The sequence below is a fragment of the Solirubrobacter deserti genome (genome assembly GCF_027587175.1).
GTDB classification, from domain to species: domain Bacteria; phylum Actinomycetota; class Thermoleophilia; order Solirubrobacterales; family Solirubrobacteraceae; genus Solirubrobacter; species Solirubrobacter deserti.
Genome location: NZ_JAPCID010000021.1, coordinates 18,182 through 44,037 on the forward strand (window position 1 = coordinate 18,182; position 25,856 = coordinate 44,037).

Annotated in this window: 26 protein-coding genes; 12 read left to right on the forward strand and 14 right to left on the reverse strand. The window is 72.0% G+C overall.

The annotated features are described in order from the left end of the window. The first annotated feature begins 7 nt into the window (after positions 1-7). The gene (locus OJ962_RS16095) at positions 8-391 is read left to right on the forward strand and encodes a hypothetical protein (RefSeq protein WP_202954896.1); all 384 of its coding nucleotides are present in this window, start codon (positions 8-10) and stop codon (positions 389-391) included. On the opposite strand, the gene egtD is transcribed toward OJ962_RS16095, so the two are convergent. The 7 genes from egtD to OJ962_RS16130 form a co-directional block, all read right to left on the reverse strand. Continuing rightward, complete coding sequence (egtD, locus tag OJ962_RS16100) at positions 366-1,349, reverse strand: L-histidine N(alpha)-methyltransferase (RefSeq protein ID WP_202954897.1); 984 nt, start codon at positions 1,347-1,349, stop codon at positions 366-368. The two genes, OJ962_RS16095 and egtD, sit on opposite strands and share 26 nt — an antisense overlap. After that, positions 1,346-2,407: an SUMF1/EgtB/PvdO family nonheme iron enzyme gene (locus OJ962_RS16105; RefSeq protein ID WP_202954898.1), complete on the reverse strand. Its 1,062-nt coding sequence runs from the start codon at positions 2,405-2,407 to the stop codon at positions 1,346-1,348. The genes egtD and OJ962_RS16105 overlap by 4 nt, the downstream gene beginning before the upstream one ends. Before the next feature lie 37 nt (positions 2,408-2,444). After that, positions 2,445-3,419 (reverse strand): VWA domain-containing protein, encoded by a 975-nt coding sequence (locus tag OJ962_RS16110; protein WP_202954899.1) that lies wholly within the window; start codon positions 3,417-3,419, stop codon positions 2,445-2,447. A gap of 55 nt (positions 3,420-3,474) precedes the next feature. Beyond that, positions 3,475-4,443: a DUF58 domain-containing protein gene (locus OJ962_RS16115; RefSeq protein WP_202954900.1), complete on the reverse strand. Its 969-nt coding sequence runs from the start codon at positions 4,441-4,443 to the stop codon at positions 3,475-3,477. A gap of 82 nt (positions 4,444-4,525) precedes the next feature. Continuing rightward, positions 4,526-5,491: a VWA domain-containing protein gene (locus tag OJ962_RS16120; RefSeq protein WP_202954901.1), complete on the reverse strand. Its 966-nt coding sequence runs from the start codon at positions 5,489-5,491 to the stop codon at positions 4,526-4,528. Next, a complete protein-coding gene (locus tag OJ962_RS16125; RefSeq protein ID WP_270006473.1) occupies positions 5,488-6,519 on the reverse strand; it encodes an AAA family ATPase in 1,032 nt (343 codons plus the stop codon). The genes OJ962_RS16120 and OJ962_RS16125 overlap by 4 nt, the downstream gene beginning before the upstream one ends. A gap of 10 nt (positions 6,520-6,529) precedes the next feature. Next, positions 6,530-7,612 carry a S1C family serine protease gene (locus tag OJ962_RS16130; RefSeq protein WP_270006474.1) on the reverse strand — a complete coding sequence of 361 codons (1,083 nt, stop codon included), beginning with the start codon at positions 7,610-7,612 and terminating at the stop codon, positions 6,530-6,532. Positions 7,613-7,694: 82 nt separating this feature from the next. Here OJ962_RS16130 and OJ962_RS16135 point away from each other — a divergent pair, with 82 nt between their 5' ends. The 4 genes from OJ962_RS16135 (at position 7,695) to OJ962_RS16150 (ending at position 11,404) form a co-directional block, all read left to right on the forward strand. Continuing rightward, a complete protein-coding gene (locus tag OJ962_RS16135; protein ID WP_202954903.1) occupies positions 7,695-8,375 on the forward strand; it encodes a response regulator transcription factor in 681 nt (226 codons plus the stop codon). A 31-nt stretch (positions 8,376-8,406) separates the two neighbouring features. Beyond that, the gene (locus tag OJ962_RS16140) at positions 8,407-9,750 is read left to right on the forward strand and encodes a sensor histidine kinase (RefSeq protein ID WP_270006475.1); all 1,344 of its coding nucleotides are present in this window, start codon (positions 8,407-8,409) and stop codon (positions 9,748-9,750) included. A gap of 119 nt (positions 9,751-9,869) precedes the next feature. Further along, positions 9,870-10,400, forward strand: coding sequence for a transposase (locus tag OJ962_RS16145; RefSeq protein ID WP_202954905.1), 531 nt, complete (start codon positions 9,870-9,872; stop codon positions 10,398-10,400). Further along, positions 10,397-11,404 (forward strand): glycerate kinase family protein, encoded by a 1,008-nt coding sequence (locus tag OJ962_RS16150; protein ID WP_202954906.1) that lies wholly within the window; start codon positions 10,397-10,399, stop codon positions 11,402-11,404. Before OJ962_RS16145 ends, OJ962_RS16150 begins: the two co-directional genes overlap by 4 nt. On the opposite strand, the gene OJ962_RS16155 is transcribed toward OJ962_RS16150, so the two are convergent. Next, positions 11,405-12,658, reverse strand: a complete 1,254-nt coding sequence (locus tag OJ962_RS16155; protein ID WP_202954907.1) for a glycerophosphodiester phosphodiesterase family protein — start codon at positions 12,656-12,658, stop codon at positions 11,405-11,407. A 54-nt stretch (positions 12,659-12,712) separates the two neighbouring features. On the opposite strand from OJ962_RS16155, the gene OJ962_RS16160 reads away from it, so the two are divergent. Further along, a complete protein-coding gene (locus OJ962_RS16160; RefSeq protein ID WP_270006476.1) occupies positions 12,713-14,275 on the forward strand; it encodes an FG-GAP repeat domain-containing protein in 1,563 nt (520 codons plus the stop codon). Here OJ962_RS16160 and OJ962_RS16165 read toward each other — a convergent pair. From OJ962_RS16165 to OJ962_RS16175, 3 genes are read right to left on the reverse strand one after another with little or no spacing between them, the layout of a single operon-like run. Next, positions 14,272-15,045 carry an ABC transporter permease gene (locus tag OJ962_RS16165; RefSeq protein ID WP_202954909.1) on the reverse strand — a complete coding sequence of 258 codons (774 nt, stop codon included), beginning with the start codon at positions 15,043-15,045 and terminating at the stop codon, positions 14,272-14,274. The two genes, OJ962_RS16160 and OJ962_RS16165, sit on opposite strands and share 4 nt — an antisense overlap. Next, positions 15,045-15,821 (reverse strand): ABC transporter permease, encoded by a 777-nt coding sequence (locus OJ962_RS16170; protein ID WP_202954910.1) that lies wholly within the window; start codon positions 15,819-15,821, stop codon positions 15,045-15,047. The genes OJ962_RS16165 and OJ962_RS16170 overlap by 1 nt, the downstream gene beginning before the upstream one ends. Beyond that, the gene (locus tag OJ962_RS16175; RefSeq protein ID WP_202954911.1) at positions 15,818-16,795 is read right to left on the reverse strand and encodes an ATP-binding cassette domain-containing protein; all 978 of its coding nucleotides are present in this window, start codon (positions 16,793-16,795) and stop codon (positions 15,818-15,820) included. Before OJ962_RS16175 ends, OJ962_RS16170 begins: the two co-directional genes overlap by 4 nt. A 131-nt stretch (positions 16,796-16,926) precedes the next feature. Here OJ962_RS16175 and OJ962_RS16180 point away from each other — a divergent pair, with 131 nt between their 5' ends. Further along, positions 16,927-18,027, forward strand: a complete 1,101-nt coding sequence (locus OJ962_RS16180; RefSeq protein ID WP_270006477.1) for an NAD(P)H-dependent glycerol-3-phosphate dehydrogenase — start codon at positions 16,927-16,929, stop codon at positions 18,025-18,027. Here OJ962_RS16180 and OJ962_RS16185 read toward each other — a convergent pair whose 3' ends face one another. Beyond that, on the reverse strand, positions 18,028-18,972 hold the full coding sequence (locus OJ962_RS16185; protein ID WP_202954912.1) for an ATP-dependent DNA ligase: 945 nt from the start codon (positions 18,970-18,972) through the stop codon (positions 18,028-18,030). It abuts the gene before it with no gap. Positions 18,973-19,156: 184 nt separating this feature from the next. Between OJ962_RS16185 and OJ962_RS16190 the strand changes: the two genes are divergently transcribed. The 3 genes from OJ962_RS16190 (at position 19,157) to trxA (ending at position 21,146) form a co-directional block, all read left to right on the forward strand. Then, positions 19,157-20,032: a LysR family transcriptional regulator gene (locus tag OJ962_RS16190; protein ID WP_202954913.1), complete on the forward strand. Its 876-nt coding sequence runs from the start codon at positions 19,157-19,159 to the stop codon at positions 20,030-20,032. A 19-nt stretch (positions 20,033-20,051) separates the two neighbouring features. Next, on the forward strand, positions 20,052-20,759 hold the full coding sequence (locus tag OJ962_RS16195) for a metal-dependent transcriptional regulator (protein ID WP_202954914.1): 708 nt from the start codon (positions 20,052-20,054) through the stop codon (positions 20,757-20,759). Between the two features lie 63 nt (positions 20,760-20,822). Next, positions 20,823-21,146, forward strand: coding sequence for a thioredoxin (gene trxA, locus OJ962_RS16200; protein WP_270006478.1), 324 nt, complete (start codon positions 20,823-20,825; stop codon positions 21,144-21,146). Here the strand turns inward: trxA and OJ962_RS16205 are convergent. Both OJ962_RS16205 and OJ962_RS16210 read right to left on the reverse strand, forming a co-directional pair. Continuing rightward, on the reverse strand, positions 21,102-21,962 hold the full coding sequence (locus OJ962_RS16205; RefSeq protein WP_202954916.1) for a LysR family transcriptional regulator: 861 nt from the start codon (positions 21,960-21,962) through the stop codon (positions 21,102-21,104). The two genes, trxA and OJ962_RS16205, sit on opposite strands and share 45 nt — an antisense overlap. After that, positions 21,953-24,115: a beta-glucosidase family protein gene (locus OJ962_RS16210; RefSeq protein ID WP_202954917.1), complete on the reverse strand. Its 2,163-nt coding sequence runs from the start codon at positions 24,113-24,115 to the stop codon at positions 21,953-21,955. Before OJ962_RS16210 ends, OJ962_RS16205 begins: the two co-directional genes overlap by 10 nt. Positions 24,116-24,126: 11 nt before the next feature. Here OJ962_RS16210 and OJ962_RS16215 point away from each other — a divergent pair, with 11 nt between their 5' ends. After that, positions 24,127-24,774, forward strand: coding sequence for a haloacid dehalogenase type II (locus OJ962_RS16215; RefSeq protein WP_202954918.1), 648 nt, complete (start codon positions 24,127-24,129; stop codon positions 24,772-24,774). After that, positions 24,771-25,847, forward strand: a complete 1,077-nt coding sequence (locus OJ962_RS16220; protein ID WP_202954919.1) for a calcium:proton antiporter — start codon at positions 24,771-24,773, stop codon at positions 25,845-25,847. The genes OJ962_RS16215 and OJ962_RS16220 overlap by 4 nt, the downstream gene beginning before the upstream one ends. Positions 25,848-25,856 lie beyond the last annotated feature (9 nt).

Genomic DNA, 25,856 nt, shown 5'->3' on the forward strand with positions numbered 1-25,856 from the left:
CGGGCGCATGCCGGCCTCGCTGCGCTGCGTCTTCTACGACCCGGACATCGTCGACCCGGGCTCGCGGCTCAACGACATGGCGCTCGAGGCCTGCGCCCGCGCCGACGTGCAGGTCTTCGCGCTCGCCAACGACGAGGACTCCGTCGAGGTCGGCGGCGAGCGGCACGACGTGGCGACCGAGGACGGCTCGGTCGCGTTCGTCATGCGCGCGCTCGGCCTGCAACGCGAGCAGTGCATCGGCGTCGGCGCGGCGCTCGCGGGCGCACCCGTCGGGACGGTGTGGGTGGGCCCGCTCGAGCTCGAGATCCGCGGCCCGTTCGTGCGCGTCGCCGAGGAGGAGGAGGACCTGCTCTACCAGGCCGTGATCAGCGAACTGGCGCAGCGACGCTGAGCGCGAACAGGTCCTCCGGGTCGGTCAGGAACGCGCGCGAGCGCAGGCCGGCGGCCGCCAGGTCCGCTTCCAGGCGCCGTGGCGTGAACTTGCAACTGATCTCGGTCCGCAGCTCCTCGCGGTTGGCGAAGTGCACGGCGCGGTCGAGCTTGCGCACGTTGACCACCATCGGCCGCAGCGCCCGCAGGCGCATCTCGATCCACTCCTGCTCGCGGTCGTAGAACGCGACGTGCTCGAACGCCTCGAGGTCGAAGTCCGCGTCCAGCTCGCGATTGATCACGGCGAGCATGTTGCGGTTGAACGCGGCGGTGACGCCCGCGCTGTCGTTGTAGGCCGCCTCCAGCACCGCAGGGTCCTTCACGAGGTCCGTGCCGAGCAGGAGCGCGTCCTGCGGCCGCAACGCGCGGGCCAGCCCGCGCAGGAAGCGGCGGCGCGAGCCGGGCGGGAAGTTGCCGATCGTGCCGCCCAGGAACGCGATCACGCGCGGGCCCTCGGCGGGCGGGAGCGCGTCCAGGTGGCGCTCGAAGTCGCCCACCACGCCGAACACGCGCACGCCGGGGTAGCGCTCCACCAGCATCTCGGCCGACTCGCGCAGGACGACCTCGCTGACGTCGAACGGCATGTAGCGGTCCAGCGTCCCCGCGTCGCGCATCGCGTCCAGCAGCAACAGCGTCTTGGTCGGGACACCGCTGCCGAGCTCCACGAGCTCGGCCATGCCGGTCATGTCGACGATGTTCGCCGCCTCGGCCTCGAGGATCGAGCGCTCCGTGCGCGTCGGGTAGTACTCCGGGAGCTTGGTGATCGCCTCGAACAGGCGCGAGCCCTCGGTGTCGTAGAAGTGCTTGGGCGGGATCTCCTTGAACGGCCGCGTCAGCCCGTCCAGCACGTCGAACGCGAGCGTGCGTTCGTCCGCGCCGAGCCGCGACACGATCTGGATGTCCTTGAACGCCGTCTTCATCGCGCGATCCTCACTCCGGCGAACAGCTGCCGGCGTTCGGGGAGGTCCCAGTTGCGGAACTGATTTGACGCGACCCGCGGATGCGTCGCGCACGAACCGCCGCGCAGCACCCGATAGTGGTCGCCGAAGAACACTTCGGAGTACTCGCGGTACGGATGGGCCTTGAAGCCGGGGTAGCCGGTGAAGTGGCTCGACGTCCACTCCCACACGGCCCCGACGCCCTCCAGCCGCGGCGCCGCCTTCTCCCACTCGACCTCGGTGGGCAGGCGCGCGTCGTGGGCACGGGCGAACGCCTCGGCCTCGAAGTAGGTGACGTGCATGACGGGGGCGTTGCGCGGCCCGCCGGGGTGCGAGTCGATCCCCTGCTCGGTGCGCCAGGCCCAGCCCGCGTCCGACCAGAACGCGCGCTCGGTGTAGCCGCCGTTGTCGGCCCACGCCTGCCAGGTGGCGTTGGTGACCGGCGTACGCCCGATCGTGTAGCGGCCGGTGGAGGCCGTGTGGCGCGGGCGCTCGTTGTCGTACGCGAAGCCCTCGCTGCCGGAGCCCAGCTCGAACGGGCCCTCCTCGATCTCGACCGTCTCGAGCCCGCTCCCGTCCACGGCCGGCGGGCCGGTGAACGACGGAGGCGCGATGCCCGCGAGGACCATCGCCTGCAGCATCGTCTCCGTGTGCTGGAGCTCGTGCCGGATCACGAGCTCGTGCAGCTCACCGCCGTCGCGCACCGGCGCCTCGAGCGCCCGCGCGCGGACCTCGGCCATGTACTCGCGCAGCGGCTCCCCGCGCAGGAACTCGAGATCGCCGCGCACCGCCCGGGGCGTCTCGAACGCGTCGTAGAGCGCCGCCAGGTCCTCCCGCAGCAGCTCGCGCCCGCCGACGCGGTGGTTGAGCCACAGGTCCTCATACGCCGCCATGTGCCCGAGATCCCAGCTCAACGGGCTCATGATCGGGCTGGTCGTCTCGTTCAGCCGGTCCTCGTCGAGGTGCGCCACGAGCGCGAACGTCCGCTCCCGCACCTGCGTCATCACCGTGTGCAGATCGTGCGCCACGAGTTCGAACATACACGGATCGTATGTTCGATTTAGGTCAGCGGGTGACCTAGATCAGGCGTCCGAACCAGCGCAGCGAGAGCCCGCCGGCGGCGATGAGCAGGAAGATCGCGCCTCCGGCGAAGAACGCGGTGACCTCTTCCTTCTCGGAGCGCGACGACAGCCGCGTGCCCAAGTTGGCGTAGATCTCCTTGACCTTGTCCGCCTGGGCGGCCTCGTACTGGCGGCCGCCGGAGACGCGCGCGATCTCCTTGAGCGTCTCGGTGTCCGGCGGGACCTGGACGCGCTGCAGCAGGCCGAACGAGTCGCGCAGCTCGACCTCGCCGGCGGGCGTGCCGAGCGCGATGGCGTAGATCGGGATGCGCGCGCGGCCGGCCTCGACGGCGACCTCGATCGGGTCGCGCGCGCCGGACGTGTTCTTGCCGTCCGAGAGCAGGACGATGACCGACGGCAGGCGGCGGACGCCGGTGCCGGCGGCGTCGGGCACGGGCGTGCGGGCGGCGGCGAGGCCGCGCTCGAGCCCGTCGCCCATCGCGGTGCCGCCCTCGGCCACGAGCTGGTCCAGCGCGCCCTTCATCTGCGCGCGGTCGGTGGTCGGCGCGACGCGCTGCTCGGCATAGTCGGAGAACGTCACGAGGCCGAGCCGGAACGTCGACGGCACGCGCTCGGTGAGCGTCTTGGCCGCGTCCACGGCGGCGGTCAGGCGGTCCGGGTTCACGTCCGTGGCGTTCATCGAGCCGCTGATGTCCGTGACCATGATGATGTTCGCCGCGCGCTGCGGCGCGGCGACGGTGCGCTGCGGGCGCGCGAGGGCGACGACCAGCACCGCCAGCGCGAGCAGGAGCAGCAGCGGCGGGAGGTGGCGGCGCCAGCCGGGCCGGCCGGCGACGAGGTTCGGCAGCAGCGCCGGGTTGGCCCAGGCGGCGGACTCGCGTGTGCGGCGCCGCTGCAGGGACCCGTAGGCCAGCAGCGCCAGCGGGATCAGGATGAACCCGGCGAGCAGGATCGGTTCGGCGAAGCTCACGGCCGCGTCTCCCGGTGGGCGGGCGCAGCGAGGCGCGGCGCGCGGACGGCGGCGCTCATCGTCCCGCCGCCCGGTTGACCGCGGCCGTCCGGCCCGGGTTTCCCGCCTTCAGGGCGGCCTCGCTGCGGCGCAGATGCCCGGCGAGCACGCGCAGCCAGTCGCCGGCGGTGGACAGCACGAGGTGGTCGGCGCCGGCGCGGCGGATCGCTGTGCGGACCTCGTCGCGCTCGGCCGCGGCGGCCGCCGCGAAGCGCTGGCGGATCTTGCGCCGGCGCGTATCCACGTGCACCTGGCGGCCCGTCTCCGGGTCCACCAGCCACAGGTCGCCGGCCGGAACGAGCTCCTGCTCGCGCGGGTCGACGATCTCCACGCACAGCACGCCGTGGCGCGCGCGCAGCTCCTGCAGCGGCGCGGCCCAGTCGCGGTCGCCGCGGAAGTCGCTCACGATCACGACCAACCCGCGCTGCCGGCCGATCGCGGCCGCGCCCTTGAGCGCCTGGCCGAGCGTCGCGCCGTCGGGCGCTCCGCCGTCGCGGCGCAGCTCCGCCAGCAGGCCGAGCAGCCCGTAACGACCCTGGCGCGGTCGGATGATGCGCGTGTCCCCGGCGCCGACGCCCATCACGCCGAGCCGGTTCCCGCGCCGGGTGGCGACGTGGCCGATCGCGAGCGCGACGCCCTCCGCGACGTCCGCCTTGCGGCGATCCGCGGTGCCGAACTGCATCGACGCGGACACGTCGAGCACCAGCCAGGAGGTCAGCGCGCGCTCGCCCACGTGCACGCGGACGTACGGCTCCTGCAGCCGCGCGGTCGCGTTCCAGTCCAGGTGGCGGACGTCGTCGCCCGGGTGGTAGGGGCGGATCATCGCCAGCTCGGTGCCCTGGCCGGTCTGCGGCGTCAGGTGCTCGCCGGGGATCAGGCTCTCGATCCGCTTCATCACCGCGAGGTCAAGTGAACGCAGGACCGCGGGCGGGACCGGCCCGGGCCCGGGCTTGTGCGGCGGGCGCTCGTCGGTCACCAGTCGCACGGGATCACCTCACCCCGGGAGAATCGCCCTCTAGGCGATTGCTCCCAGCGACGCGAGCGCGCAGCGCGAGTCGTCGCCGACCTCATGGCAGTCGCGCTCCCCGCGCGAGGCCGAAGCCGGCGCCGAGCAGCAGCAGGACCAGCGCGCCGCCCGCGAACGCGGACGTCACCTGCTGCTTCTCCTTGGTCCTGGTGAGCCGCGTGCCGATGTTGCGGTACACGGCGGCGAGCCGGTTCGCGTCGGCGGTGGCGAAGAACTGGCCGCCCGTGTCGCGCGCGATGTCCTGCAGCGTCAACCGGTCCGGCGGGACGCGGTCGGTGGTCGTCGCGCCCGTGTTCGGGTCGGTGTGCGTGAGCGTGCCGTCCTGGGTGCCGAGCGCGACGGTGTAGACCGGGATCTTGAACTTCTTGGAGTCCTGCACGACGTCGATCGGGTCGTCCCCGCGGGTGCTCGCGCCGTCGCCGAGCAGGACGATCGCGCCCGGCAGGCGCCGCGACCCGCCGAGGCCGTCCGGCACGGGCACGCGGGCGGAGTTGAACGCGAGCTTGAGCGCGTCGCCCATCGCGGTCGCGCCCGCGACCTGGAGCGACTCGATCGTCGCCTTCACGCGCAGGTGGTCGGTGGTCGGCTCGCTCAGCTGCTGCGCGGTGGAGCCGAAGCCGATCACGCCGATCCGGAACTCGTCCGGCACCGCGTCCACGAACGTGGTCCCGGCCAGCTGGGCGGCGGACAGGCGGTTCGGCGCGACGTCGGTGGCGAGCATCGAGCCGCTGGTGTCGAAGACGAGCAGGACGTTGGCCTCGCGCCGCTCGGCGTCGACCGTGCGCTCCGGCCGGGCGAGCGCGACCAGCAGCGCGGCGAACGCCAGCAGCGCGAACACCGCCGGGACGTGGCGCGTGTAGGAGCGGCCCGCGACCGCGGCCAGGACCGAGACGTTGGTGAACGTGACGGCGTACTTGCGCCGCCGCCGCTGCATCAGTGCGTAGATCACCGCGACCAGCGGGACCAGCGCCAGCAGGAGCAGCAGGAGCGGCGCCTGGAACGTCATGCGCCGTAGAAGGGGCGCTCCTGCGCGAGCTCGATGCGGGGCATGGGCACGCGCTCGAGGACGTCGTCGAGGACGCGGTCGGAGTCGACCCCGGCCGCGAGGGCTTCGTAGGTGAGCACGATCCGGTGGCGCAGGACGTCGCGGGCGAGGTCGCGCACGTCCACCGGCAGCATGTAGTCGCGGCCGCGCAGCAGCGCGAGCGCCCGGCCGGCGTGAATGAGGTTGATCGAGCCGCGCGGCGAGGCGCCGAACTCCACCCAGTTCTCCTCGCCCGGGTCGCGCGTGGCCGTGGTCAGCGCGACCGCGTACTCCATCACGCGCCGGTCGACGTAGACCGTGCCGGCGGCGCGCTGGTGCTCGGACAGCTTCTCGGGGGTGAGGACCTGGCGGGCGTGGGTGGTCGTCTCGAGGCTGCGCTCGACGACGCTCACCTCGTCGCGGTGCGTCGGGTAGTCGACCACGAGCTTGAACATGAAGCGGTCGACCTGCGCCTCGGGCAGCGGGTAGGTGCCCTCGGACTCGATCGGGTTCTGCGTCGCGAGGACCAGGAACGGCGCGGGAACGGTGTGCGTGTCGTGGCCGATCGTGACCTGGCGCTCCTGCATGACCTCGAGCAGCGCGCTCTGCACCTTGGCGGGCGCGCGGTTGATCTCGTCCGCGAGCAGGAAGTTGCAGAAGACCGGGCCGAGCTCGGTGTCGAAGCCGCCGCTGTCCGGACGGTAGATGCGCGTGCCGACGAGGTCCGCCGGGACCAAGTCGGGCGTGAACTGCAGCCGCTTGAAGGAGCCGCCGAGCACGTCCGCGACGGTCTTGACGGTCAGCGTCTTGGCCAGGCCCGGGACGCCCTCCAGCAGGACGTGGCCGCCGGCGAGCAGCGCGACCAGCACGCGCTCCAGCATCGCCTCCTGGCCGACGATCACCCGCTTGATCTCGAACAGCGCCGTCTCCAGCGCGTCGTGCGCGTCACGCGACGGGTTCGGCTCCTGCCGTGAGTCGAGCGCGTGGAGCCGTCGGTCCTCGTGGGTCACTGGGAATCTCCTAGCGGCAGTTCGCCGTCGCCTGGGTCTCGGGTCGCGTGCCGAGCTGGATGGTCAGGGTACGTTCCTGGCCGCCGCGCTTGACCACCACTTTGGCCTGTTCACCGGGCTTGCGGGCGGTGACCGCCGAGGAGACGTCCTCGGAGGACTTGATGTCCTTGTTGTCGATCTTGGTGATCTTGTCGCCCGGCAGCAGGCCGCCCTGGGCGGCGGGTCCGTTCGGGACGACGGAGTCGACGATCGCGCCGTCACGCGCGGGCGGGGTGCCGTTGCGGACGCCGAGGTAGGCGCGCTCGACCTTGCCGCCGTTCTGGATCAGCGGCACGACGAACTTGACGGTCGAGACCGGGACGGCGAAGCCGACGCCGCTGTTGGAGCCGGACCCGGACCGGATCTGGCTGTTGACGCCGATCACGCGGCCGTTGCCGTCGAGCAGCGGGCCGCCGGAGTTGCCGGGGTTGATGGCCGCGTCGGTCTGGACGGCGTCGGCGATCGGGTAGCAGTTCGGCGAGTCGATCGTGCGGCCGAGGCTCGAGATGATGCCCGTCGTCACGGTGCCCTCGAGGCCGAACGGGGAGCCGATCGCGATCGCCTGGTCGCCTGGCTCGAGCGTGGTCGAGTCGCCGAGCTCGAGCGGCTTGAGCCCGCCCTTGACGGCGCCCGGGTCGACCTTGAGCACCGCGAGGTCGCTGGAGGGATCCTGGCCCATCAGCCGCGCGGGGATCGGATTGGGATCGCCGCCGATGACGACCTGGAACTGCGTGGAGCCCTCGACGACGTGGTCGTTCGTGACGATGTGGCCCTCGTCGCTGTAGACGAAGCCCGAGCCCGTGCCCGTCTGGCCGGCCTGCACGAACACCACGCCGGGCGAGACCCGCTTGTAGAGCTCGGAGATGTCGGCGGGCGCGCTGCCGCCGCCCTCGTCGTCGTTGTCGGAGTCGTTGTTCGCAGTGGGAGGCGACGGCGCGGCCGCCGAGGAGGAGGACGTGGACGCGTCGTCGTCGATGACGCCGCCGACGGCCAGGAGCGCGACCACGGCACCGACCGCGATCGCGCCCGCCAGAAAGGACACGAAGGAGCGCATAGCCCACGCATGAGAGCGCGACTTCCTAAAGATCGCCTTCTCTTCTGTGATTCTTACGTTGAGAACTGACCTTGGTGGCCCGATGACCCGCGTTCTGATCGTCGACGATGAACCCGCCGTGCGGAGCGCGCTGGACCGTGCGCTGCGGTTGGACGGGTACGAGGTGACGCTCGCCGAGGACGGGCGCCAGGCGCTGGACCGGCTCGCGGACACGCGCCAGGATGCGGTGATCCTCGACGTCGCGATGCCGGGCGTGGACGGGCTGGAGGTCTGCCGGCGGCTGCGCGACGCGGGGGACCGGACGCCCGTGCTGATGCTCACGGCCCGGGACGCGGTGGACGACCGCGTAGCCGGGCTGGACGCGGGCGCCGACGACTACCTGGTCAAGCCCTTCGCTCTGAAGGAGCTCAAGGCGCGGCTGCGCGCGCTGCTGCGGCGGGCGGACCCCGGCGCCGAGGACGACGGCTCGGTCCTGCGCTTCGCGGATCTGGTCCTGGACCGGGGCGCGTGGGAGGCGCGGCGGGGCGCGCGGGTCCTGGAGCTGTCGCGGACCGAGTTCCAGTTGCTGGCGCTGTTCATGGAACACCCGAAGCAGGTGCTCACGCGCTCGCAGATCTTCGAGCGGGTGTGGGGCTACGACTTCGGCTCCTCCTCGAACTCGCTCGGCGTGTACATGGGCTATCTGCGCCGCAAGACCGAGGAGGGCGGGGAACCGCGCCTGCTGCACACGGTCCGCGGCGTGGGCTACGTGCTGCGGGACTGAAGTGATGTCCGGGCTGCCGTTGCGCCGTCGGATGACGGTGGCCGTGGCGATCGCGGTGGCGGTGGCGGTCGCGCTGGCCGCGCTGGTGGCGTATCTGGCCGTGCGCGGCTCGATCCGCGGCGAGGTCGACCGGGCGCTCGAGGAGCAGCGGCTGATCCCGTTCCCGCAAGGGTTCGGCGAGGGTCGTGGCGGGCCCTTCGGCCCCGGCGGCCCCGGCGGTCGCTTCCGGCCGTTGGCGGCGCGCTTCGGCGGGCCGACGCCGTTCATCCAGCTGATCGACGCCGACGAGCTGGTGCGCCCGATCGGCACCGAGCTGGTCGAGATCCCGGTGCAGGACCGCGCGCGCGACGTGGCCGCGGGCGTCGCCGAGCCGTTCTTCGCCGACGCGGACGTCGCCGGCACGCACACGCGCGTGCTCACGGTCCCGGCCGGCGACGGGCTGGCCGTCCAGTTCGGGCGCTCGCTGGAGCCCGCCGACTCGGTGCTCGCGCGGCTGCGCCTGATCCTGGTCTTCGTGGTCCTGGGCGGGATCGCGCTCGCGGTGGCGCTGGGCCGGCTGGTCTCGCGCAACGTCGTCGCCCCGATCGTGCACGTAACCGACGCCGCCCGCCACATCGCGGCCACCGAGGACCTGGGGCGCCGGATCGACGTCGAGACCCAGGACGAGGTCGGCGAGCTGGCCCAGCACTTCAACGCGATGCTCGCCACGCTCGAGGGCAGCGTCGCCGCCCAGCGCCAGCTCGTCGCCGACGCCTCGCACGAGCTGCGCACCCCCATCACCTCCCTGCGCACGAACATCGAGGTGCTGGCCGAGTCGGACTCCCTCCCGGCGGACGAGCGCGCCCGCCTGCTGGCCGACGTCGAGGAGCAGACCACCGAGCTCGGCATGCTCGTCGCCGACCTGATCGAGCTCGCCCGCGGCGACGAACCCACGCGTGAGCGCGAGGACGTGCGCCTGGACGAGCTCGTCCGCGACGCCGTCGTCCGCGCCCGCCGCCACGCCCCGGGCATCGAGTTCGACGCCACCGTCGAACCCGCCGTGCTCGACGGCACCCGCGAGCGCCTCGCTCGCGCCGTCAACAATCTGCTCGACAACGCCGCCAAGCACTCTCCACCGGGTGGCCTCGTCGAGGTCCACGCCGGCCCGGACGGCGTCCGCGTGCGCGACCACGGCACCGGCATCGACCCCGCCGACCTCCCGCACCTCTTCGACCGCTTCTACCGCGGCGCCTCCTCCCGCGGGCGCCCCGGCTCCGGCCTCGGCCTGGCGATCGTCCGCCAGGTCGCCGAGCAGCACGGCGGCAGTGTCCACGCCGCCAACGCCCCGGGTGGCGGCGCCGAGTTCACCCTCACCCTCCCGGCCGACCCAACCTAAAGCAACATCAACGGGTCTGACCCCTTTAGGTTGAGGGCGGGGCGAGAACGAGCCGCCGACCGCCTACAGCGGGCATGCCTCGTTCGTTGCGTCCCGAGTTGGCCGGAGGGATTCACCACGTGTACGCGCGCGGTGCGGCGAAACAACAGATCTTCCTAGACGACCTCGATCGTCGCCGCTACCTGTCGCTCCTCGCTCGCGTCACGAACCGGATGGCGTGGCGTTGCTTGGCGTATTGCTTGATGGGCAACCACATGCATCTGATGATCGAGACTCCGCAACCGAACCTCGGTCGCGGTATGCAGCGCCTGCAGGGCACGTATGCGCAGGCGTTCAACCTCCGCCATGAGGCGGCCGGTCACGTCTTCGGCGCGCGTTACGGCTCGACAAGCGTGTTCACGGACCCACAACTGTGGATCACCGCCGCCTACATCGCTCGGAACCCGGTCGAGGCCGGGTTCTGCGCCGCACCCGACGCGTGGCCCTGGAGCAGCTTCAACGCCATCGTCACGGCGGACTACCCGGCCTGGCTCGACGCTCCACGCCTGCTCTCGTACTCGCCCAGGCCGGCGGCGATCCGGTTCAGGTCTACCGCGAGTTCGTCGCTGCACAACCTAAAGGGGTCTGACCCCTTTAGGTTGTTGGGATGAGCGTCGTTCCTGAGCGTCCTGTTCTCGTTGCGCCCGACAAGTTCAAGGGCACGTTCAATGCCGCGCAGGTCGCGGCGGCGATCGGGCGCGGGCTCGAGAAGGCCGGGCTGATGCCGCCCGACCTGTGTCCCGTGGCCGACGGGGGCGACGGCACGCTGGACGCGCTGCTGCCGCAGCTGGGCGGGGAGCTGATCGCCCGCACGGTCACCGGGCCGCTCGGGGCGCCGGTGAAGACCGGGTTCGGGCTCATCGAGGACGGCGGGACGGCGATCGTCGAGATGGCGATGGCGTCCGGGCTCGCGCTCGTCGGCGACAACAAAGACGCGTGGGCCGCGACGACCTACGGCACCGGGGAGCTGATCGCGGCGGCGGCGCAGGCCGGGGCGGCGGTGATCCTGGTGGCGGTGGGCGGAAGCGCGACGACCGACGGCGGCGCGGGCGCGATCGAGGCGATCGAGGCCGCCGGCGGGATCGGCAGGGCCAAGATCGTGATCCTCACGGACGTGCGGACGGTGTGGGAGGACGCGCCGAAGGTCTTCGGGCCCCAGAAGGGCGCTGACCCCGACATGGTCGCCCGGTTGGAGGCGCGGCTGCACGAGCTCGCTCAGACGCTCCCGAAGGACCCGCGCGGCGTGCCGATGACCGGCGCCGCGGGCGGCCTCAGCGGCGGCCTGTGGGCGAAGTACGGCGCGGCGATCGAACCGGGCGCCTCCTTCGTGCTCGACGCGCTCGGCTTCGACGGCCGCATGCGCGCCGCGCGGGCGGTCGTGACCGGCGAGGGCAAGCTCGACCAGCAGACGCTGCAGGGCAAGCTCGTGGGCGAGATCGGCACGCGGACGCGCCAGGCGGGCGTGCCGCTGCACGCGATCGTCGGCCGCGACGAGCTCGACGGCTTCGGCAAGCGGATGATCGACCTGCAGATGGTTCAGGAGGCGACGAACCTCGAGGAGCTGGAAGCGGCCGGCGAGCGCCTCGGCGAGGCGCTCGCCAGTGGCGAGGCGTGACTACGGGTTCGTGGTCGACAGCGTGAAGGTCAGCGTCTTGGCGTAGGTGCCGGTGCGCAGCGGCTCCGTCCGGCCGATCGGCTGGGTGAAGGTGATCGCGGCGTCGGCGTTGGAGACCGGGCCCGACCAGGCGTTCGGGGCGATCGTCACGCCGAGCGGCGAGGCCAGCGTGAAGGCGCCGTTGGTCAGGTGGCCGGGCTCGCTCACCGTCAGCGACGCGTCGCCCGCGGTCGAGATGACCTTGGCGGTCGTGCCGGCGGTGTAGACCCGCTCGACGCCCGGGATGAACGGCTCGAAGCTGGCCGGGGCGCCCATCGTTAGCGACAGCGTGGCGGGCACGGAGCCGCCGACCTGCGCCGGGACGTCCTTCTGCTCACCGCGGCAGCGGCGCGTTTCGGCGGCGGCGATCGACGCGCCCGTCAGGCCCGGGGCGGCCTTGGCGCCGAGCAGCGTCTCGAGGCGGTCGGCGAAGTTGGTGAACATGCCGTCGACGCCGAGCTCGAGCATCCGCTGGATGTCCGCGGTGGTGTTGACCGTGTACGGGTGCACGTTCAAGCACGCGGCGTGCGCGAGATCGACGTTCGCCTTGGTCACACCGCCGAACGACGGGCCGATGCCGACGCCGTACTCACGCACCGCCTGGATGCTGGTCGGGTTCAGCGAACCGAGGAAGACGAGCGGCAGACGCGGGTCCATCGCGTGGATGGTCTTGAGCGAGTTGGCGTCGAAGGACTGGATCAGCACCTGCCAGTCCGTGACGGCGGACTCGCGCAGGTCGTACTTGTCCAGGAGCGCCAGCAGCTTGGCCTCCATGTTCTCGCCCGGCTCCGGCTGCTTGGTCTCGATGTAGTAGTTGACCGTCTTGCCGTAGCGCTGGAAGACCTCTTCCATCGTCGGGATCTTCTCGCTCACGTATGCGCCGCCGGCGAACTTGCCCCAGTCGCCCGCGCTGCACGTCTTCAGCTGCGCGAGCGTCTTGGAGTCGACGCGACCGGTGCAGTTCTCGGCCGGCCCGCGCACCGTGCGCGTGAGCGTCTCGTCGTGCATGACGACGAGCACGCCGTCGCTCGTGATCTGGAGGTCCTGCTCGATGTAGTCCGCACCCAGGGTGAGGGCGTGGTCGTACGCGGCGAACGTGTGCTCCGGACGGGCGTCGGAAGCGCCTCGGTGCGCGATGTTCAGCTGGACCGCCGAAGCCTGCGCCGGAGCGATGCAGGCGAGGGCCAGCAGCCCGAGGGCCAATGTCTTCTTCATGGCGCGCCAGCCTGTTCGACGGCTGGCCCGACCGTGTGACCGGAAGGTGAAGCGTTGACGGAACCCCACACTCCGTCCAAGCTGTCGCGCGTGCTGTTCGTCGTACGCGTGGCCGTCACCGGCCTTCTCCTCGCCCTGCTCGCCGTGCCCGCCGCCCAGGCGCAGGACACCGGCACCTACCGTTCCGGCCCGCTCGACTGGGGCCAGGAGCGCGGCCGGGCCTGGGTGGACTTCAATGCGGACGGCAAGGCGGACTACTGCCGCCTCGACGCCGCCTCCCGGCCGTTGTGCACGCTCGCGACCGGCCGGGGCTTCGGCACCACGGTCACGGGCGAGCCCGCCGACCCGGGCTACCTGGACGACCGCCTGTGGGGGGACGTCGACGGCAACGGCGGCGCGGACTACTGCCGCCGCGTCGGTGACGCGGGCCGAGAAGGCTTCGCCTGCACGCTGTCCACCGCCTTCACGTTCGTCGGCGCCTCGCAGCTGCTCACCTGGGGCGAGACGAACACCGCCGCGCTCGCGGACGTCACCGGCGACGGCAAGCGCGACTACTGCCGGTTGACCGCCGACCGTGCGCTGTGCTCGGCGTGGGAGCCGGGCTTCGGGCCCGGGTTCGGCTCGGCCGTGCTCGCCGTCGGGGACCTCGCGGGACGCGCATGGGTGGACTTCAATGCCGACGGGCGCGCCGACCTGTGCCGTGTGGCGTCGGGCACGCTGGCGTGCACGCTCTCGACCGGCAGCGGGTTCGGCGGGACGATCGTCAGCGCCACCGACGACGTCGGCTATCCGGACGGTCGCGCCTTCGTGGACGTCGACGGCGACCGGCGCGCCGACTACTGCCGCCGTGTCGGCGGGGCGCCGCCCCACCCCCACATCCCCTGCCCGCCGGGCCCGCCCCCGGGCTTCGACGGCGCCAACCTCACCTCCCCCCCCGTGCGGGGGGGAGACACGGCCGGCACGGCCTGGGTGGACTTCGACGCCGACGGCGACCGCGACTTCTGCCGGCCGGTCGCGCCCAGCGCCACCAACGCGCAGCTGTTCTGCACGCTGTGGACGCCGGCCGGCCTCGGCCCGACGATCGTCTCCGGCCCGACCGACGTGGGCTACGCGGACACACGCGCCTGGGTCGACCACAACGGCGACGGCCGCGCCGACTACTGCCGCACGATCGGCGGTGGTGCGGACCCCGGGATCTCGTGCACGACCTCGATCGGGACCGCGTTCGGCCCGGTGCCGGAGCCGGCTCCGCCCGCTCCTCCCGCACCCCCGCCGCCTCCGCCCGCACCGCCCGCGCCGACGCCGAAGACGCGGCTCGTGGTGACGCTCTCCTACGACTACAGCGTCAAGGGCCGCTGGACGCGGATCACGCGGCTGCAGGTCAAGGGTGTCCCGGCGGGCGCGACGGTCAAGGCGACGTGCCGGAAGGGCTGCTCGCGCAAGTCCTACTCGGTCAAGAAGCGGGCGCGGGGCACGGCTTCGCTCGACCGGGTCGTGCGCAAGCGGCTGCGGGCCGGGACGAAGGTCCGCGTGGTGGTCTCCCGCCCCGGCAACCTGGCCGCCATCAAGACGCTCACGATCCGGGCGAGCAAGCGCCCGACGGTGAAGACGGGCTAGCCGCCCGCCCGTTCCGCCGAGGCGACGCCGCGCACCGCCCACGCCAGAAACAGCGCGCCGAGTCCGATCGCGACCCCGAACACGAGCAGGGGCTGGAAGTCGCCACCCGAGATCAGGTCGCGCCCGCCCTCGATCAGCGGCGTGATCGGGTTCAGGTGCGCGACCGCCTCGATCCAGCCCGCGAGCAGGTCGAGCGGCACGTAGACCGGCGCGAGAAACAGGATCAGGAATACGGGCAGCTGCATCGCGGGTCCGGCCTGGATCGAGCGGATGCGCATGGCGACGCCCGCGGACCACATCGCGGCCGTGAAGTTCACCAGCAGCGCGAGCACGACCAGGCCGAACAGGTCGACGCCGTTGCCGTCGATCTGCATGCCGCTGGCCAGCGCGACGACGAACAGCAGCACGCCGACGACAGCCGCCCGGATCGTCGCCCCGAGCGTGTAGCCGGCGAGGATGCCGAGCCGGTTCGGCGCGGCCAGCATCAGCCGCCGCGAGAAGCCGTTCTCGAAGTCCGAGGCGATACCGAACCCGGTGAACACGCCGCCGAACGCGGAGGCCTGCAGCAGCACGAACACGAACTGGAACGCCGTGTAGCCCGACGGGAAGTCGAAGCCGGGCACGTCCCCGACGCTCGACAGCCCGCCGGCGAACGCGACGAAGAAGAACAGCGGGAAGATCAGCGACGGGAGCAGCAGCTGCGGGTTGGTGGCGACCTTCTTGGTCGAGCGGTAGGCGATGCCGTACGCCACGTCGAGGAAGCGCCGCATCAGCGCACCGCCACCCGGGTGCGGAGCGCGGTCGTCGCGCCGAAGACGCCGAGCACCGCGATCGCCGCCGCAAAGCCGAACCCGAGCGCCAGCTCCCGTGCCTGCCAGCCGAAGATGATCAGCGACCGCAGGCCCTCGAACAGGTAGGAGACCGGGTTCCAGGTGGCGACGATCCGGAACCAGTCGTGCTCGATCAGGTCCCGCGGAAGCGAGCCCGAGGAGAGGAACAGGAACACGAACAGCAGCGGGAAGACGCCCTGCACCGCCTCCGGCGAGCCCGTCCGCAGCCCGATGAACGCGCCCAGCCCGGCGAACGCGAGCGCGATCAACAGCGACAGGGCGAGCAGGACGAGCACCCCGGCGAAGCCCGACGCGAAGTGCAGCCCGGCCGCGAACCCCACGGCGAGATAGATCAGCGTGCTGACGAACGCGATCAGCATCTCGCCGGTGAACAGGCCGAGCAGCATCGCGGCGCGCTGCATCGGCGTCAGCGCGAGCCGGTTCAGGAACCCGGTCTCGACGTCGCGCGCGACCGAGCTGCCCGCGTTGATGGAGGCGAACAGCGCGCCCTGGATCATCGGGAACGCGATCGCGAAGTCCAGGTAGCTGTCGGTCGGGAAGCCGGGGATCTCCGTGGCGGCGTCGAGCCCGCTCACGTTGATGCCCATCATGATCAGCGGGAACAGGATCGGCGGGATCACGAGCGCCGGCTGGCGCAGGACCTTCACCACCGAGCGGCGAGCCATCTCGTAGGTCTGAAGTGCCAGCTCGTTCATACGGCGGCCGGCTCCTCGCTCGCCGGAGGGTCCAGCTTGCGGCCCGTCTTGGCCAGGAACACGTCGTCCAGCGACGGCTGGTGCAGCTGCAGATCGGCGACCGCGAGGTCGGCGGCGTCGAGCGCGCGCACGACCTCGGCGAGGTTCTCGCCGGATTCGAGGCGGACGGCCGCGGCCCCGGGCGGAGCGGGGACGGCCGACCCGAAGCGGCTGAGCACGCCGGCGACGGCGTCGCGGTCGGCGCGGTCGGCGGGCGTGGCCTCGACGGACGGGCGCCCGATCTCGGCCTTCAGCGCCTCCGGCGTGCCCTCGGCGACGATCCCGCCCTTGTCGATGATGCCGACGCGATCGGCGAGCACGTCGGCCTCCTCGAGGTACTGCGTGGTGAGGAAGACGGTCGTGCCGTCCTCGCGGGCGAGGCGGGCGACCTCGTCCCACAGATCCGCGCGGGAGCTCGGGTCCAGGCCGGTCGTCGGCTCGTCCAGGAACAACACGCGCGGGCGGTGCACGAGCGCGAGCGCGAGATCGAGCCGGCGCTTCATGCCGCCCGAGTAGCCGCCGACCTTGCGGTCCGCGGCGTCCATCAGCCCCACGCGCTCGAGCAGCTCGTCGCCGCGCGCGCGGCGCTCGCCCTTCGGGATTCCCTGGAGCGTCGTCTGCAGCCGCATGTGGTCCTGGCCCGTGAGCAACGGGTCCAGCGCGGCCTCCTGCAGCGCGGCGCCGATCGCGGCGCGCACGGCCGCACCTTCGCGCCGGATGTCGTGGCCGGCGACGCGCGCCGTCCCGTCCGTGGGCGGCAGCAACGTGGTGAGCATGAGCACGGTCGTGGACTTGCCCGCCCCGTTCGGCCCGAGGAAGCCGTAGATCTCCCCCGGCGCCACCCGCAGGTGGATGCCGTCCACGGCCCGTGGGCCGTTCTTGAACTCGCGGACCAGACCCTCGACCTCGATGCCCGCGCTGGCAGCTAGCGACATATCGGTAGCGTACGCCCCGGTTCGTGAGTGATCCGGGAGCCAGCCCCCTGGAAATCCGAGCGCCTGTGAGCCAATATGAATCCAGGCGGGTGGGTCGGTAACGACGCCGCGTCAGCAGGGTACGTCTCCCTGTGCCGGCCCGGCCCCAGATCAATCTCCCCACGCCCGGATCACGACGCGCGATCGTCATCGGCGCCGGTTCCTTCGGCACGGCGGTCGCCGTGCTGCTCGCGCGCGGCGGCTTCAAGACGACGCTGCAGACCCGCTCCGCCGAGCAGGCCGCCCGGCTCGAGGAGGACCGCGAGAACGTCGCGTACCTGCCCGAGGTCCCGCTGCCACGCGAGCTGCGCGTGGAGCCCATGTCGGCGGGCCTCTCGCGCGCGGACTACGTTTTCCTCGGCGTGCCGTCCAAGGGCATCGCGCAGGTCATCGAGAACCTCAACCGCAGCGGGCTGCCCGCGCGCACGCCCGTGATCTCGATGGCCAAGGGCCTCGTCCCGCCGGACGGACTGGCCCCGACAACGCTGCTCAACCAGGTGTGCGGCGTGGACCGGGTCGGCTGCCTCGGCGGTCCCGCCCACGCGCGCGAGATGGTCACCGAGGGCGCGGCCCTCGTCGCCGCCTCGACCAACGTGCAGGTCTCGGCCGCGGTGGCACAGGTGTTCATGCGCGCGGGCGTCGTGTGCGAGCAGTCCAACGACCCGGTCGGCGTGGAGCTGAGCGGCATCGCGAAGAACGCGGCCGCGCTGGCTGCGGGCGCGACCGAGGGCCAGGGCCTGAACGCCGCCGGCGCCGCCGCGGGCCACATCTTCGCCGAGGTGTGGCGCTACGCCGAGCGCCAGGGCGGCAAGCCCGAGTCGATGATCGGCCTCGCCGGCACGGGTGACCTCGTCGGCACCGCGCTCGCGCCGCAGTCGCGCAACCGGCGCGCGGGTGAGCTGCTCGGCCAGGGCGTGCCCGCGTCCGAGATCCCGGCGCGCATCGGCCAGGCGGTCGAGGCGCTGGACATGGTCCCGCTGCTCGCCACCGCGCTGCGCCGCGCCCACGTCGACGCGCCGGTCACGGCCGCCCTGCACGGCCTGATCTCGGGCGAGCTTCCGCTGGACGAGTGGGTCGCCCGCGTGCGCACCACGGTGCCTCCGCCGGCGGTCCGCGACTCGGCGTGGCGGCGCGCGATCGCCCGCGTGCGGCGGCGCCAGGTCACCGAGTCGGTGCTGCGCTCGGACGCGTAGCTAGGTGCGCAGCTGCGCCATCGAGCACTCCTGCGGGCGCTTGTCGTCACGCCAGCGCACGAGCTTGGTGCCGTGGCGGATGCGGTCGTTGGAGGTGTGGTCGAAGGTGATCTCGATCACGAGCTCGGGCCGCAGCGCGATCCATTCCAGCTCGCGCGCGTTGTCCCAGCGTGACGGGTCCCCCTGGCCGCGCTCGCCGGTCTCGTACGGCTTGAGCTTGGCGGGCAGCGTGCGCTTCTCGGCGCGGCTGATGCCGGAGGTGTGGCCGACGGTCTGCAGATTGCCGTCGTCGTCGTAGAGCCCGAGGATGAGCGAGCCGACCGTGCCCTCCTCCTTGCCGGGCCGCCAGCCCTGGACGACGGCGTCGATCGTCCGCACGCGCTTGATCTTCGACATCCCGACGCGCTCGCCGGGCTTGTAGACCGCGTCCTGCTTCTTGGCGATCACGCCCTCGCGGTCGTCCAGCCACAGCTCGGCCGCCGCCGGGTCGGTGGTGGAGTCGCAGAGCTGGAGCGGGTCGGAGATGAACGCGACCAGCCGATCGCGGCGCTCCCGCTGCGGGAGGGCGAGCAGCGACTCGTCGTCGTGCGCCAGCAGGTCGAAGGCGACGAACGTCGTCGGCGTCTGCTCGGCGAGCATGGCGATGCGCGACTCGGCCGGATGGATGCGCTGGCCGAGCGCGTCGAAGTCCTGGCGCCCGTCGGCGTCGAAGAGCACGATCTCACCGTCGAGGACGTAGCGCCCGGCGGGGAAGGCGAGCTCGGGGAAGTAGCGGCGCAGCGGCTTCCCGCTGCGCGACTGCAGGTAGACGTCCGCGCCATCCACGAAGGCGATGGCGCGGAATCCGTCCCATTTGGGCTCGTACGCCCAGCCTTCACCGACCGGCAGCTTCTTGGCCGGACGAGCGAGCTGGGGGAGCAGAGGTGGCTTGAGTGGCAGCGCCATGGGCGCTGCGAACCTTACTTAGGACAGCGGGGAGGTCTCGCGGAAACCGGGGCGATCCTCGGCCGCGAAAACCGCACCCACCGCGAAGGCGGCGATGAGAGCGAGAGCGATCATGCCCCTAGTATCGGACCTTGTGCCCCATTGTTGTAGGCTTGATTGACTCTGGGATACATAGGGATCACCTATGAGACTGGAACAGCTCGAGTACTTTCTCGCCGCGGCCGAGCACAAGAGCTTCTCGGCGGCTGCACACGCGCTGACGATGGCGCAGCCGAGCATGTCGGAGCAGATCCGCCGGCTGGAGGCGGAGCTCGGCGTCCCGCTGTTCATGCGGGCCGGGCGCGGGGTCGAGCTCACGGACGCCGGGCGGCTGTTCGTGCCGCACGCGGAGCGGGTGTTGGCCGAGGCGCAGGAGGCGGTCGAGTCGGTGCGCGAGGTCCGCACGCTCGTGAGCGGGACGGTCGCGTTCGGGTTCTTCGGCGGCGCCCACCACTCCGTCCTGGTCGGGCTGATCGCGCGCTTCCGGGCCAAGTACCCGGACGTCCGCGTGCGGGCGATCGGCCAGAACTCGGCCGAGGTGGCCGACGCGGTGCGCGACGGGCATCTGGAGGCCGGCCTCGTGATCCTGCCGATCGAGGACCGCGGGCTGGAGGTGCGGCCGGCCCGCAGCGAGGAGCTGTTCTACATGTCCGCCGACCCCGAGCGCACGCGCGAGCCGATCACGATCGAGCGGCTCGCGGACGCGCCGTTGATCCTGTATGACGCCCGTTGGGCGGCGCAGGACCCGACCCGCGTGCAGCTGCGGGAGCGGGCGCAGGTGGCCGGCGTGCGGGTCGAGCCGGTGATCGAGGTCGAATACATGACCGCGGCCTTCGACCTGGCGGCACGGGGGCTCGGCGACACCGTCGGCTTGCCCTCGATGTTGCGTGCCCGCAAGCTGCACCAGGTGGCGTTCGATCCGCCTCTGTTCGAGACCTACGCGTTCATCACGCGCCGGAATGCTCGTCTGTCCCCCTCCACACGCGCCTTCATGGAACTGGCGGAGAAGGCGCTCGCCTGAGGCGGATACGATCAACGGCATGGCCGACGCGACCGTTGCCGAAGAGGAATATCTCCAGACCATCTTCTGGCTCCACGAGGCGGGCCTGCCGATGACGGGCGCGAACGTCGCGCGTGCCATGCAGCTGTCCGCGCCCACCGTGCACGAGATGGTCGGACGCCTGGAGCGCGACGGCTACATCACGCGCGGAGCCGACAAGTCGATCTCGTTCACCGACGACGGGCTCGAGCAGGCGCAGCAGGTCGTGCGCCGCCACCGGCTGATCGAGCGCTTCCTCACCGACGTGCTCAAGATCCCGTGGGACGACGTGCACGAGGAGGCCGAGCGGCTCGAGCATGCGATGTCCCCGAACCTCGAGGCGCGCATGATGGCCGCGATCGGGGACGCGAAGACGTGCCCACACGGCCATCCGATCGAGCCGGGGACCCGCATCGAGGGCGTCCCGCTCGGGGACTGCGAGGTCGGCGCCAAGATCACGATCCTGCGCTTCGAGAACGAGGCCGAGGACCTGCTGCACCTGTTCAAGGCCGAGGGCCTGGAGCCGGGGCACGCGGGCGAGATCACCGCGGTCGACGACGAGCAGGTGACATTCGTGCTCGACGGGCGCGAGGGCTCGTTGACGCGTTCCGTGGCCGAGACCGTCTCGGTGCTCGCCGATCCGTCACCGCCGCCGCGCATCGCCCTTCCCGAGCAGCTCGTGCTCGGTAAGGAACGCTACGGGCGCTGATAACGGATCCGACTTGGGAAGTCCGGGGTGCGGGGCCATGGTTCGAGCATGGCCTTGAACCCCGTGACCACTGACACCTTCACCGCCGAGGTCCTGGAGGCGGACAAGCCCGTCCTCGTCGACTTCTGGGCGACGTGGTGCCCACCGTGCCGCGTGATGTCGCCGATCCTCGAAGACATGGCGGGCGAGCGCGACGATCTGAAGATCGTCAGCGTCGATGTCGACGCCGAGCAGGAGCTGGCGGTCGAGTACGGCGTGCTCGGCATGCCCACCTTCATGCTGTTCCGCGGCGGTGCGCCGATCGCCAACCTCGTGGGCGCGCGCCCACGCAAGCGCCTGGAGTCAGAGCTCCGCGAGGCGCTCGAGCAGCAGCCGGCCGGCCGGTGAGGCGCCCGCCGAGGGCGTGAGCAGCGACAGCCGGTGACGCGGCGGGTCGCGCAGATCCGCCGCACCGACGACCGGGCCGGGCCGCTCCAGCCAGCTCGCCGGCACGAGCCCCACGCCGAGCCCTTCCTTGACCAGGAAGCGGACCGTCGCCGGGTCGCCGACCTCGAACAGCGGCAGCGGACTGAAGCCGGCGCGCTGGGTCGCCTGCAGGACCGTGTCGCGCAGCGCGGTGCCCGGCTCGGCGAGGATGAACGGGCGGCCGCGCAGCTCCTCGAGCGCGATGGTCGTGCCCGCGAGCTCGTCGTCGACGGGCAGTGCGGCGCGCAGCGGCTCGTCCGTGAGCGGCGCGACCGTCACGCCGGGCGGCGTCCCGGTCAGGGCGAGCACGGCCACGTCGACGGTGCCGGCCTGCGTCAGCGCGACCAGCTCGGCGGCCGATCCCTGTCGCAGCGCGATCTGGATGTGCGGGTGCTCGTGGTGGAACGCGGCCAGGGCGGCGGGCAACCGCGGCGCGTCGGCGGCGGTCGTGGCGACCCGGACGACGCCGCGGGAGGCGCCCGTGTGGCGGTCCATGTCGGCGCGCGCCTGAGCGACCTCGCCGAGGATGCGCTCGGCGTGTGCCAGCAGGTCCTCGCCCGCGGCGGTCAGCTCGACACCCCTGGACGTGCGCCGGAACAGCTGCAGCCCGAGCTCGGCCTCGAGCCGGCGCACCTGCTGCGAGAGCGCCGGCTGGGTGACGTAGAGCGCCTCCGCCGCGCGCGTGAAGTGCCGGTGGCGCGCGACCGCGGCGAAGTACTCGAGCTGTCTCAGCTCCACGGGCTCGACAGCTTCAGGTCCGCGACCGAGCGGCCGGCTTCGAGGACGAACGCGCCGGGCTCGCGCTGCCACGCGCCGTCGGCCCAGTGGTCGAAGGCGCGCGGGGAGAGCGGGACTTCGACGATGACCTCCTCGCCGGCGTCGGCCTCGACGACCGCGAAGCCGGCGAGCCAGCGCGACGGGCGTTCGATCGCGCTGTCGGGGCGGGAGGCGTAGACCTGGACGACCTCGCGGCCGCGGCGGGTGCCGGTGTTGGCCAGGCGTACTCGGGTGCCGTCCATCGCGAGGTACTGCCAGCTCGTGTAGCCGAGGCCGTGGCCGAACGGGAACAGCGGCTCGGCGTCTCCCCGGTAGCCGACCTTCAGGCCCTCGGTGTACTCGAGCACGCCGTCGACCGGCTGCACGCGCGGCAGACCTTCCTCGGTCGCGGGCCAGGTGGTGGGCAGCCGGCCGCCCGGCTCGGCGGCGCCGAGGATGACGTCGGCGATCGCGTTGCCGGCCTCCTGGCCTGCGAACCAGGTGAGCAGGACGGCGGGTGCCTGCTGGATCCATGGCATCAGCACGGGCGCGCCCGCGTTGACGACCACGACCGTCTTGGGATTGGCGTCGGTCACGCGCGCGACGAGCTCGTCCTGCGCGCCCGGCAGCGCGAGCGAGGATCGGTCGAAGCCCTCGCTCTCGACCTCCGCGGTGGTGCCGACGACGAGCACGACCAGGTCCGCGTCACGCGCGAGCGCGACGGCGTCGTCCATCGCCGTGTCCGGGAACGGCGGGTCGTGGTTGAGCTGGAAGGACGTCACGCCCTCCGCGCGCAGCGCCACGTCGACGGCCTGGTTGGCGGCGAGCCTGACCGGCACGCCGTGCTGGGGCGGCGCGAACAGCAGCTCGCCGGGGTCGGCGTCGTCGCCGAGCGCGAGCGTCTCGTCGAACGCGATCTCGCCGTCGAGCGTGAGGGTGAAGCGGCCCGCGCCCGACACGCCGATCACGTGCTCGCCCGCGACCTCGGCCGTGATCGTGGTCCGCAGCTCCACCGTGCGCGGCTCGCCGAACCAGATGAACTCGCCGGTCTCGCGCTGCTCGGTGCCGTTCAGCGTGACGGACACCTTCGCCACCGGCAGCCGCGTGTGCGCCTTGACCCCTGGCGCGTACGTGACCTCCGCGTGCGGGAGCGCGGCGCGCAGGCCGTCGAGCGGCGAGACCGCGTACGTGGGGTAGACGGTCGCGCTTCCGCCGCCGAGCGTCCGCGCCTCGCGCGCGTTCGGGCCAATCACGGCGACGCGGCGCAGCGAGCTGCCGGTGAGGGGGAGCAGCGCGCCGTGGTTGCGCGCGAGCACGAAGCCGGCGGCCGCGGCCGCGCGCAGCTCGGTGGCGATCTCGGCCTCGGACCAGGGCGTGGCCTCATGCTTCGAGGTCCGTCGCGCGAGCTCGACGAGGCGCCCGACGCGCACGTCCACGTCGGGCGGATCCAGCGGCGAGTCCGGGCCGGGCATCGCGAGGTCGACCAGCGCGTCGGCGCTGCGGGTCGCGCCCCAGTCGGACATCACGACGCCGGCGTAGCCCCACTCGCCGCGCAGCACGTCCGCGATCAGCGGCGACTCGGTCATCGTCGTCCCGTTCACGCGGTTGTAGGCGGCCATGATCGCCCACGGGTCGGCGGCCACGATCAGCTCGAACGGCAGCAGGTACAGCTCGCGCAGCACGCGCTCGTCGACGTGGGCGTCCAGCGTGAAGCGCTCGGTCTCGCTGTCATTGGCGACGAAGTGCTTGACGGTCGCGCCGACGCCCTCCTGCTGCAGCCCGCGCACGAAGGCGACGCCCAGCGCCGCCGTCAGGTACGGGTCCTCGGAGAAGCACTCGAAATGGCGTCCGCCGTACGGCGTGCGATGCAGATTGACGGTCGGCGCGAGCAGCACGTCCACGCCCTTGCGGCGGCACTCGAACGCGAGCAGCCGCGCGACGCGCTCCACCCGCGCGACGTCCCACGTCGCCGCCAGAGCGGTCGGCGCCGGCACGTTCGCGGACGGGGAGCGCTCATCCCAGGTCTCTCCCCGCACACCCGCCGGGCCGTCGGACACCACGAGCCGCCGCAGGCCCAGCTCCGGCGCCTCCCGCAGCGACCAGAAGTCCGCACCCGTCAGCAGCCGCGCATCCATCACGCGTCAGTATGCAGCTTGTGAAGGCGCTGATCTTCGACGTGTTCGGCACGACGGTCGACTGGCGCGGCAGCATGATCCGGCACTGCGCGCGGTTCGGGCTCCCGGAACAGGCGGCGGACCTGTGGCGGGCGCAGTACCAGCCGCAGCTGGAGACCGTGCGCAGCGGCGCGCGCCCGTGGGTGAACCTCGACGTGCTGCACCGGATCGGGCTTGACCAGGTCTTGAGGGAGCTGGGTAGCGATCTTCCCAACCGCTACCGCGAGACGCTCGTCCGCGCCTGGCACCGGCTCGACCCGTGGCCGGACGTCGTCGCCGGCCTCACCGCCCTCAAGGAGACCCACATCATCGCGCCCTGCTCGAACGGCCACATCGCCCAGTCCGTGAACCTCGCCAAGTACGCGAAGCTGCCGTGGGACGCCATCCTCGGCGCCGAGATCGCGCGCGCGTACAAGCCCGACCCGCGCGTGTACCGGGCCAGCGCCGACGCGCTCGGCCTCCCGTACGACGAGGTCTGCATGGTCGCCGCGCACAACGACGACCTGGCCGCGGCGCGCGCGGTCGGCCTGCGCACGGCGTTCGTCCCGCGCCCGACCGAGGACACGGAGCCGACGAGCGACTGGGACATCGTGGCCGCGACGTTCGGCGAGCTCGCATGAAGCATCTGATCGCCGGCTGGGGCACCGTCATCGCCTTCCAGCTCTTCGGGGACGACCTGCTCTCGAAGTCCAACTTGGACTCGGTCCCGATCGCGACGCTGTTCCTGGTCTGGCTGCTGGCCGTGATCCTGTGGTGCGCGTACGGCGTGATCGTCGCCGCCGACCACCTGGCGGAGATGCTCGGCGAGCCGTTCGGCACGCTGATCCTGACGCTGAGCATCGTCGGCATCGAGGTGATGCTGATCAGCGCGGTGATGCTCGGCGGCGACGCGCCCACCGTCGGCCGGGACACGATGTTCGCGGTGATGATGATCGTGCTCAACGGCGTGATCGGCCTGTCGCTCGTGATCGGCGGCCTCAAGCACCACGAGCAGGACTACAGCCTCCCGGGCGCGTCCGCGTTCCTGAGCGTGATCATTCCGCTGGGCGTAATCGCGCTGATCCTGCCGTCGGTCACCACCTCGACCGACGCGCCGACGCTGTCGACGACGCAGGCGGTCCTGTTCGCGGCGGCGACGATCGTCCTCTACGTCTTCTTCCTGCGCATCCAGACCGGCCGGCACCGCGACCTGTTCATGCACGGCGCGTCCGACGAGCACGAGCCCGAGGAGCTCAACGCGCGCACGATCGCCAAGTGGGTGGCGCTGCTGCTCGCCGCGGCGCTTCCGATCGTGCTGCTGTCCAAGAGCCTGGACAAGGTCGTCACGGCCGAGATCAAGGCGCTGGGGGCGCCGATCGCGCTCAGCGGCGTGCTGATCGCGCTGATCGTGTTCACGCCCGAGGGCATCAGTGCGCTCAAGGCGGCCCGCAAGAACCAGCTGCAGCGGACGGTGAACCTCTGCCTCGGCGCCTGCCTGTCCACGCTCGGCCTCACGCTTCCCGCCGTCCTGACGATCGGCCTGATCACGGGCGAGCAGGTCATCCTCGGGCTCGACCCGACCGGGATGGTGCTCGTCGCGCTCACGTTGCTGCTCAGCGTGGTCACCTTCTCCGGCCCGCGCACGACCGTGCTCGAGGGCGCCGTGCACCTGCTCGTGTTCTTCGTGTACATCGTGCTGGTCTTCTCCCCGTAAAGTCTCCGG

Coding starts and splice junctions, on each gene's coding strand:
- OJ962_RS16095 (WP_202954896.1), top strand. CDS start 8: ATGCCGGCCTCGCTGCGCTGCGTCTTCTACGACCCGGACATCGTCGAC.
- egtD (WP_202954897.1), bottom strand. CDS start 1,349: ATGAAGACGGCGTTCAAGGACATCCAGATCGTGTCGCGGCTCGGCGCG.
- OJ962_RS16105 (WP_202954898.1), bottom strand. CDS start 2,407: ATGTTCGAACTCGTGGCGCACGATCTGCACACGGTGATGACGCAGGTG.
- OJ962_RS16120 (WP_202954901.1), bottom strand. CDS start 5,491: ATGACGTTCCAGGCGCCGCTCCTGCTGCTCCTGCTGGCGCTGGTCCCG.
- OJ962_RS16130 (WP_270006474.1), bottom strand. CDS start 7,612: ATGCGCTCCTTCGTGTCCTTTCTGGCGGGCGCGATCGCGGTCGGTGCC.
- OJ962_RS16135 (WP_202954903.1), top strand. CDS start 7,695: ATGACCCGCGTTCTGATCGTCGACGATGAACCCGCCGTGCGGAGCGCG.
- OJ962_RS16140 (WP_270006475.1), top strand. CDS start 8,407: ATGACGGTGGCCGTGGCGATCGCGGTGGCGGTGGCGGTCGCGCTGGCC.
- OJ962_RS16150 (WP_202954906.1), top strand. CDS start 10,397: ATGAGCGTCGTTCCTGAGCGTCCTGTTCTCGTTGCGCCCGACAAGTTC.
- OJ962_RS16155 (WP_202954907.1), bottom strand. CDS start 12,658: ATGAAGAAGACATTGGCCCTCGGGCTGCTGGCCCTCGCCTGCATCGCT.
- OJ962_RS16165 (WP_202954909.1), bottom strand. CDS start 15,045: ATGCGGCGCTTCCTCGACGTGGCGTACGGCATCGCCTACCGCTCGACC.
- OJ962_RS16170 (WP_202954910.1), bottom strand. CDS start 15,821: ATGAACGAGCTGGCACTTCAGACCTACGAGATGGCTCGCCGCTCGGTG.
- OJ962_RS16175 (WP_202954911.1), bottom strand. CDS start 16,795: ATGTCGCTAGCTGCCAGCGCGGGCATCGAGGTCGAGGGTCTGGTCCGC.
- OJ962_RS16185 (WP_202954912.1), bottom strand. CDS start 18,972: ATGGCGCTGCCACTCAAGCCACCTCTGCTCCCCCAGCTCGCTCGTCCG.
- OJ962_RS16190 (WP_202954913.1), top strand. CDS start 19,157: ATGAGACTGGAACAGCTCGAGTACTTTCTCGCCGCGGCCGAGCACAAG.
- OJ962_RS16195 (WP_202954914.1), top strand. CDS start 20,052: ATGGCCGACGCGACCGTTGCCGAAGAGGAATATCTCCAGACCATCTTC.
- OJ962_RS16210 (WP_202954917.1), bottom strand. CDS start 24,115: ATGGATGCGCGGCTGCTGACGGGTGCGGACTTCTGGTCGCTGCGGGAG.
- OJ962_RS16215 (WP_202954918.1), top strand. CDS start 24,127: ATGCAGCTTGTGAAGGCGCTGATCTTCGACGTGTTCGGCACGACGGTC.
- OJ962_RS16220 (WP_202954919.1), top strand. CDS start 24,771: ATGAAGCATCTGATCGCCGGCTGGGGCACCGTCATCGCCTTCCAGCTC.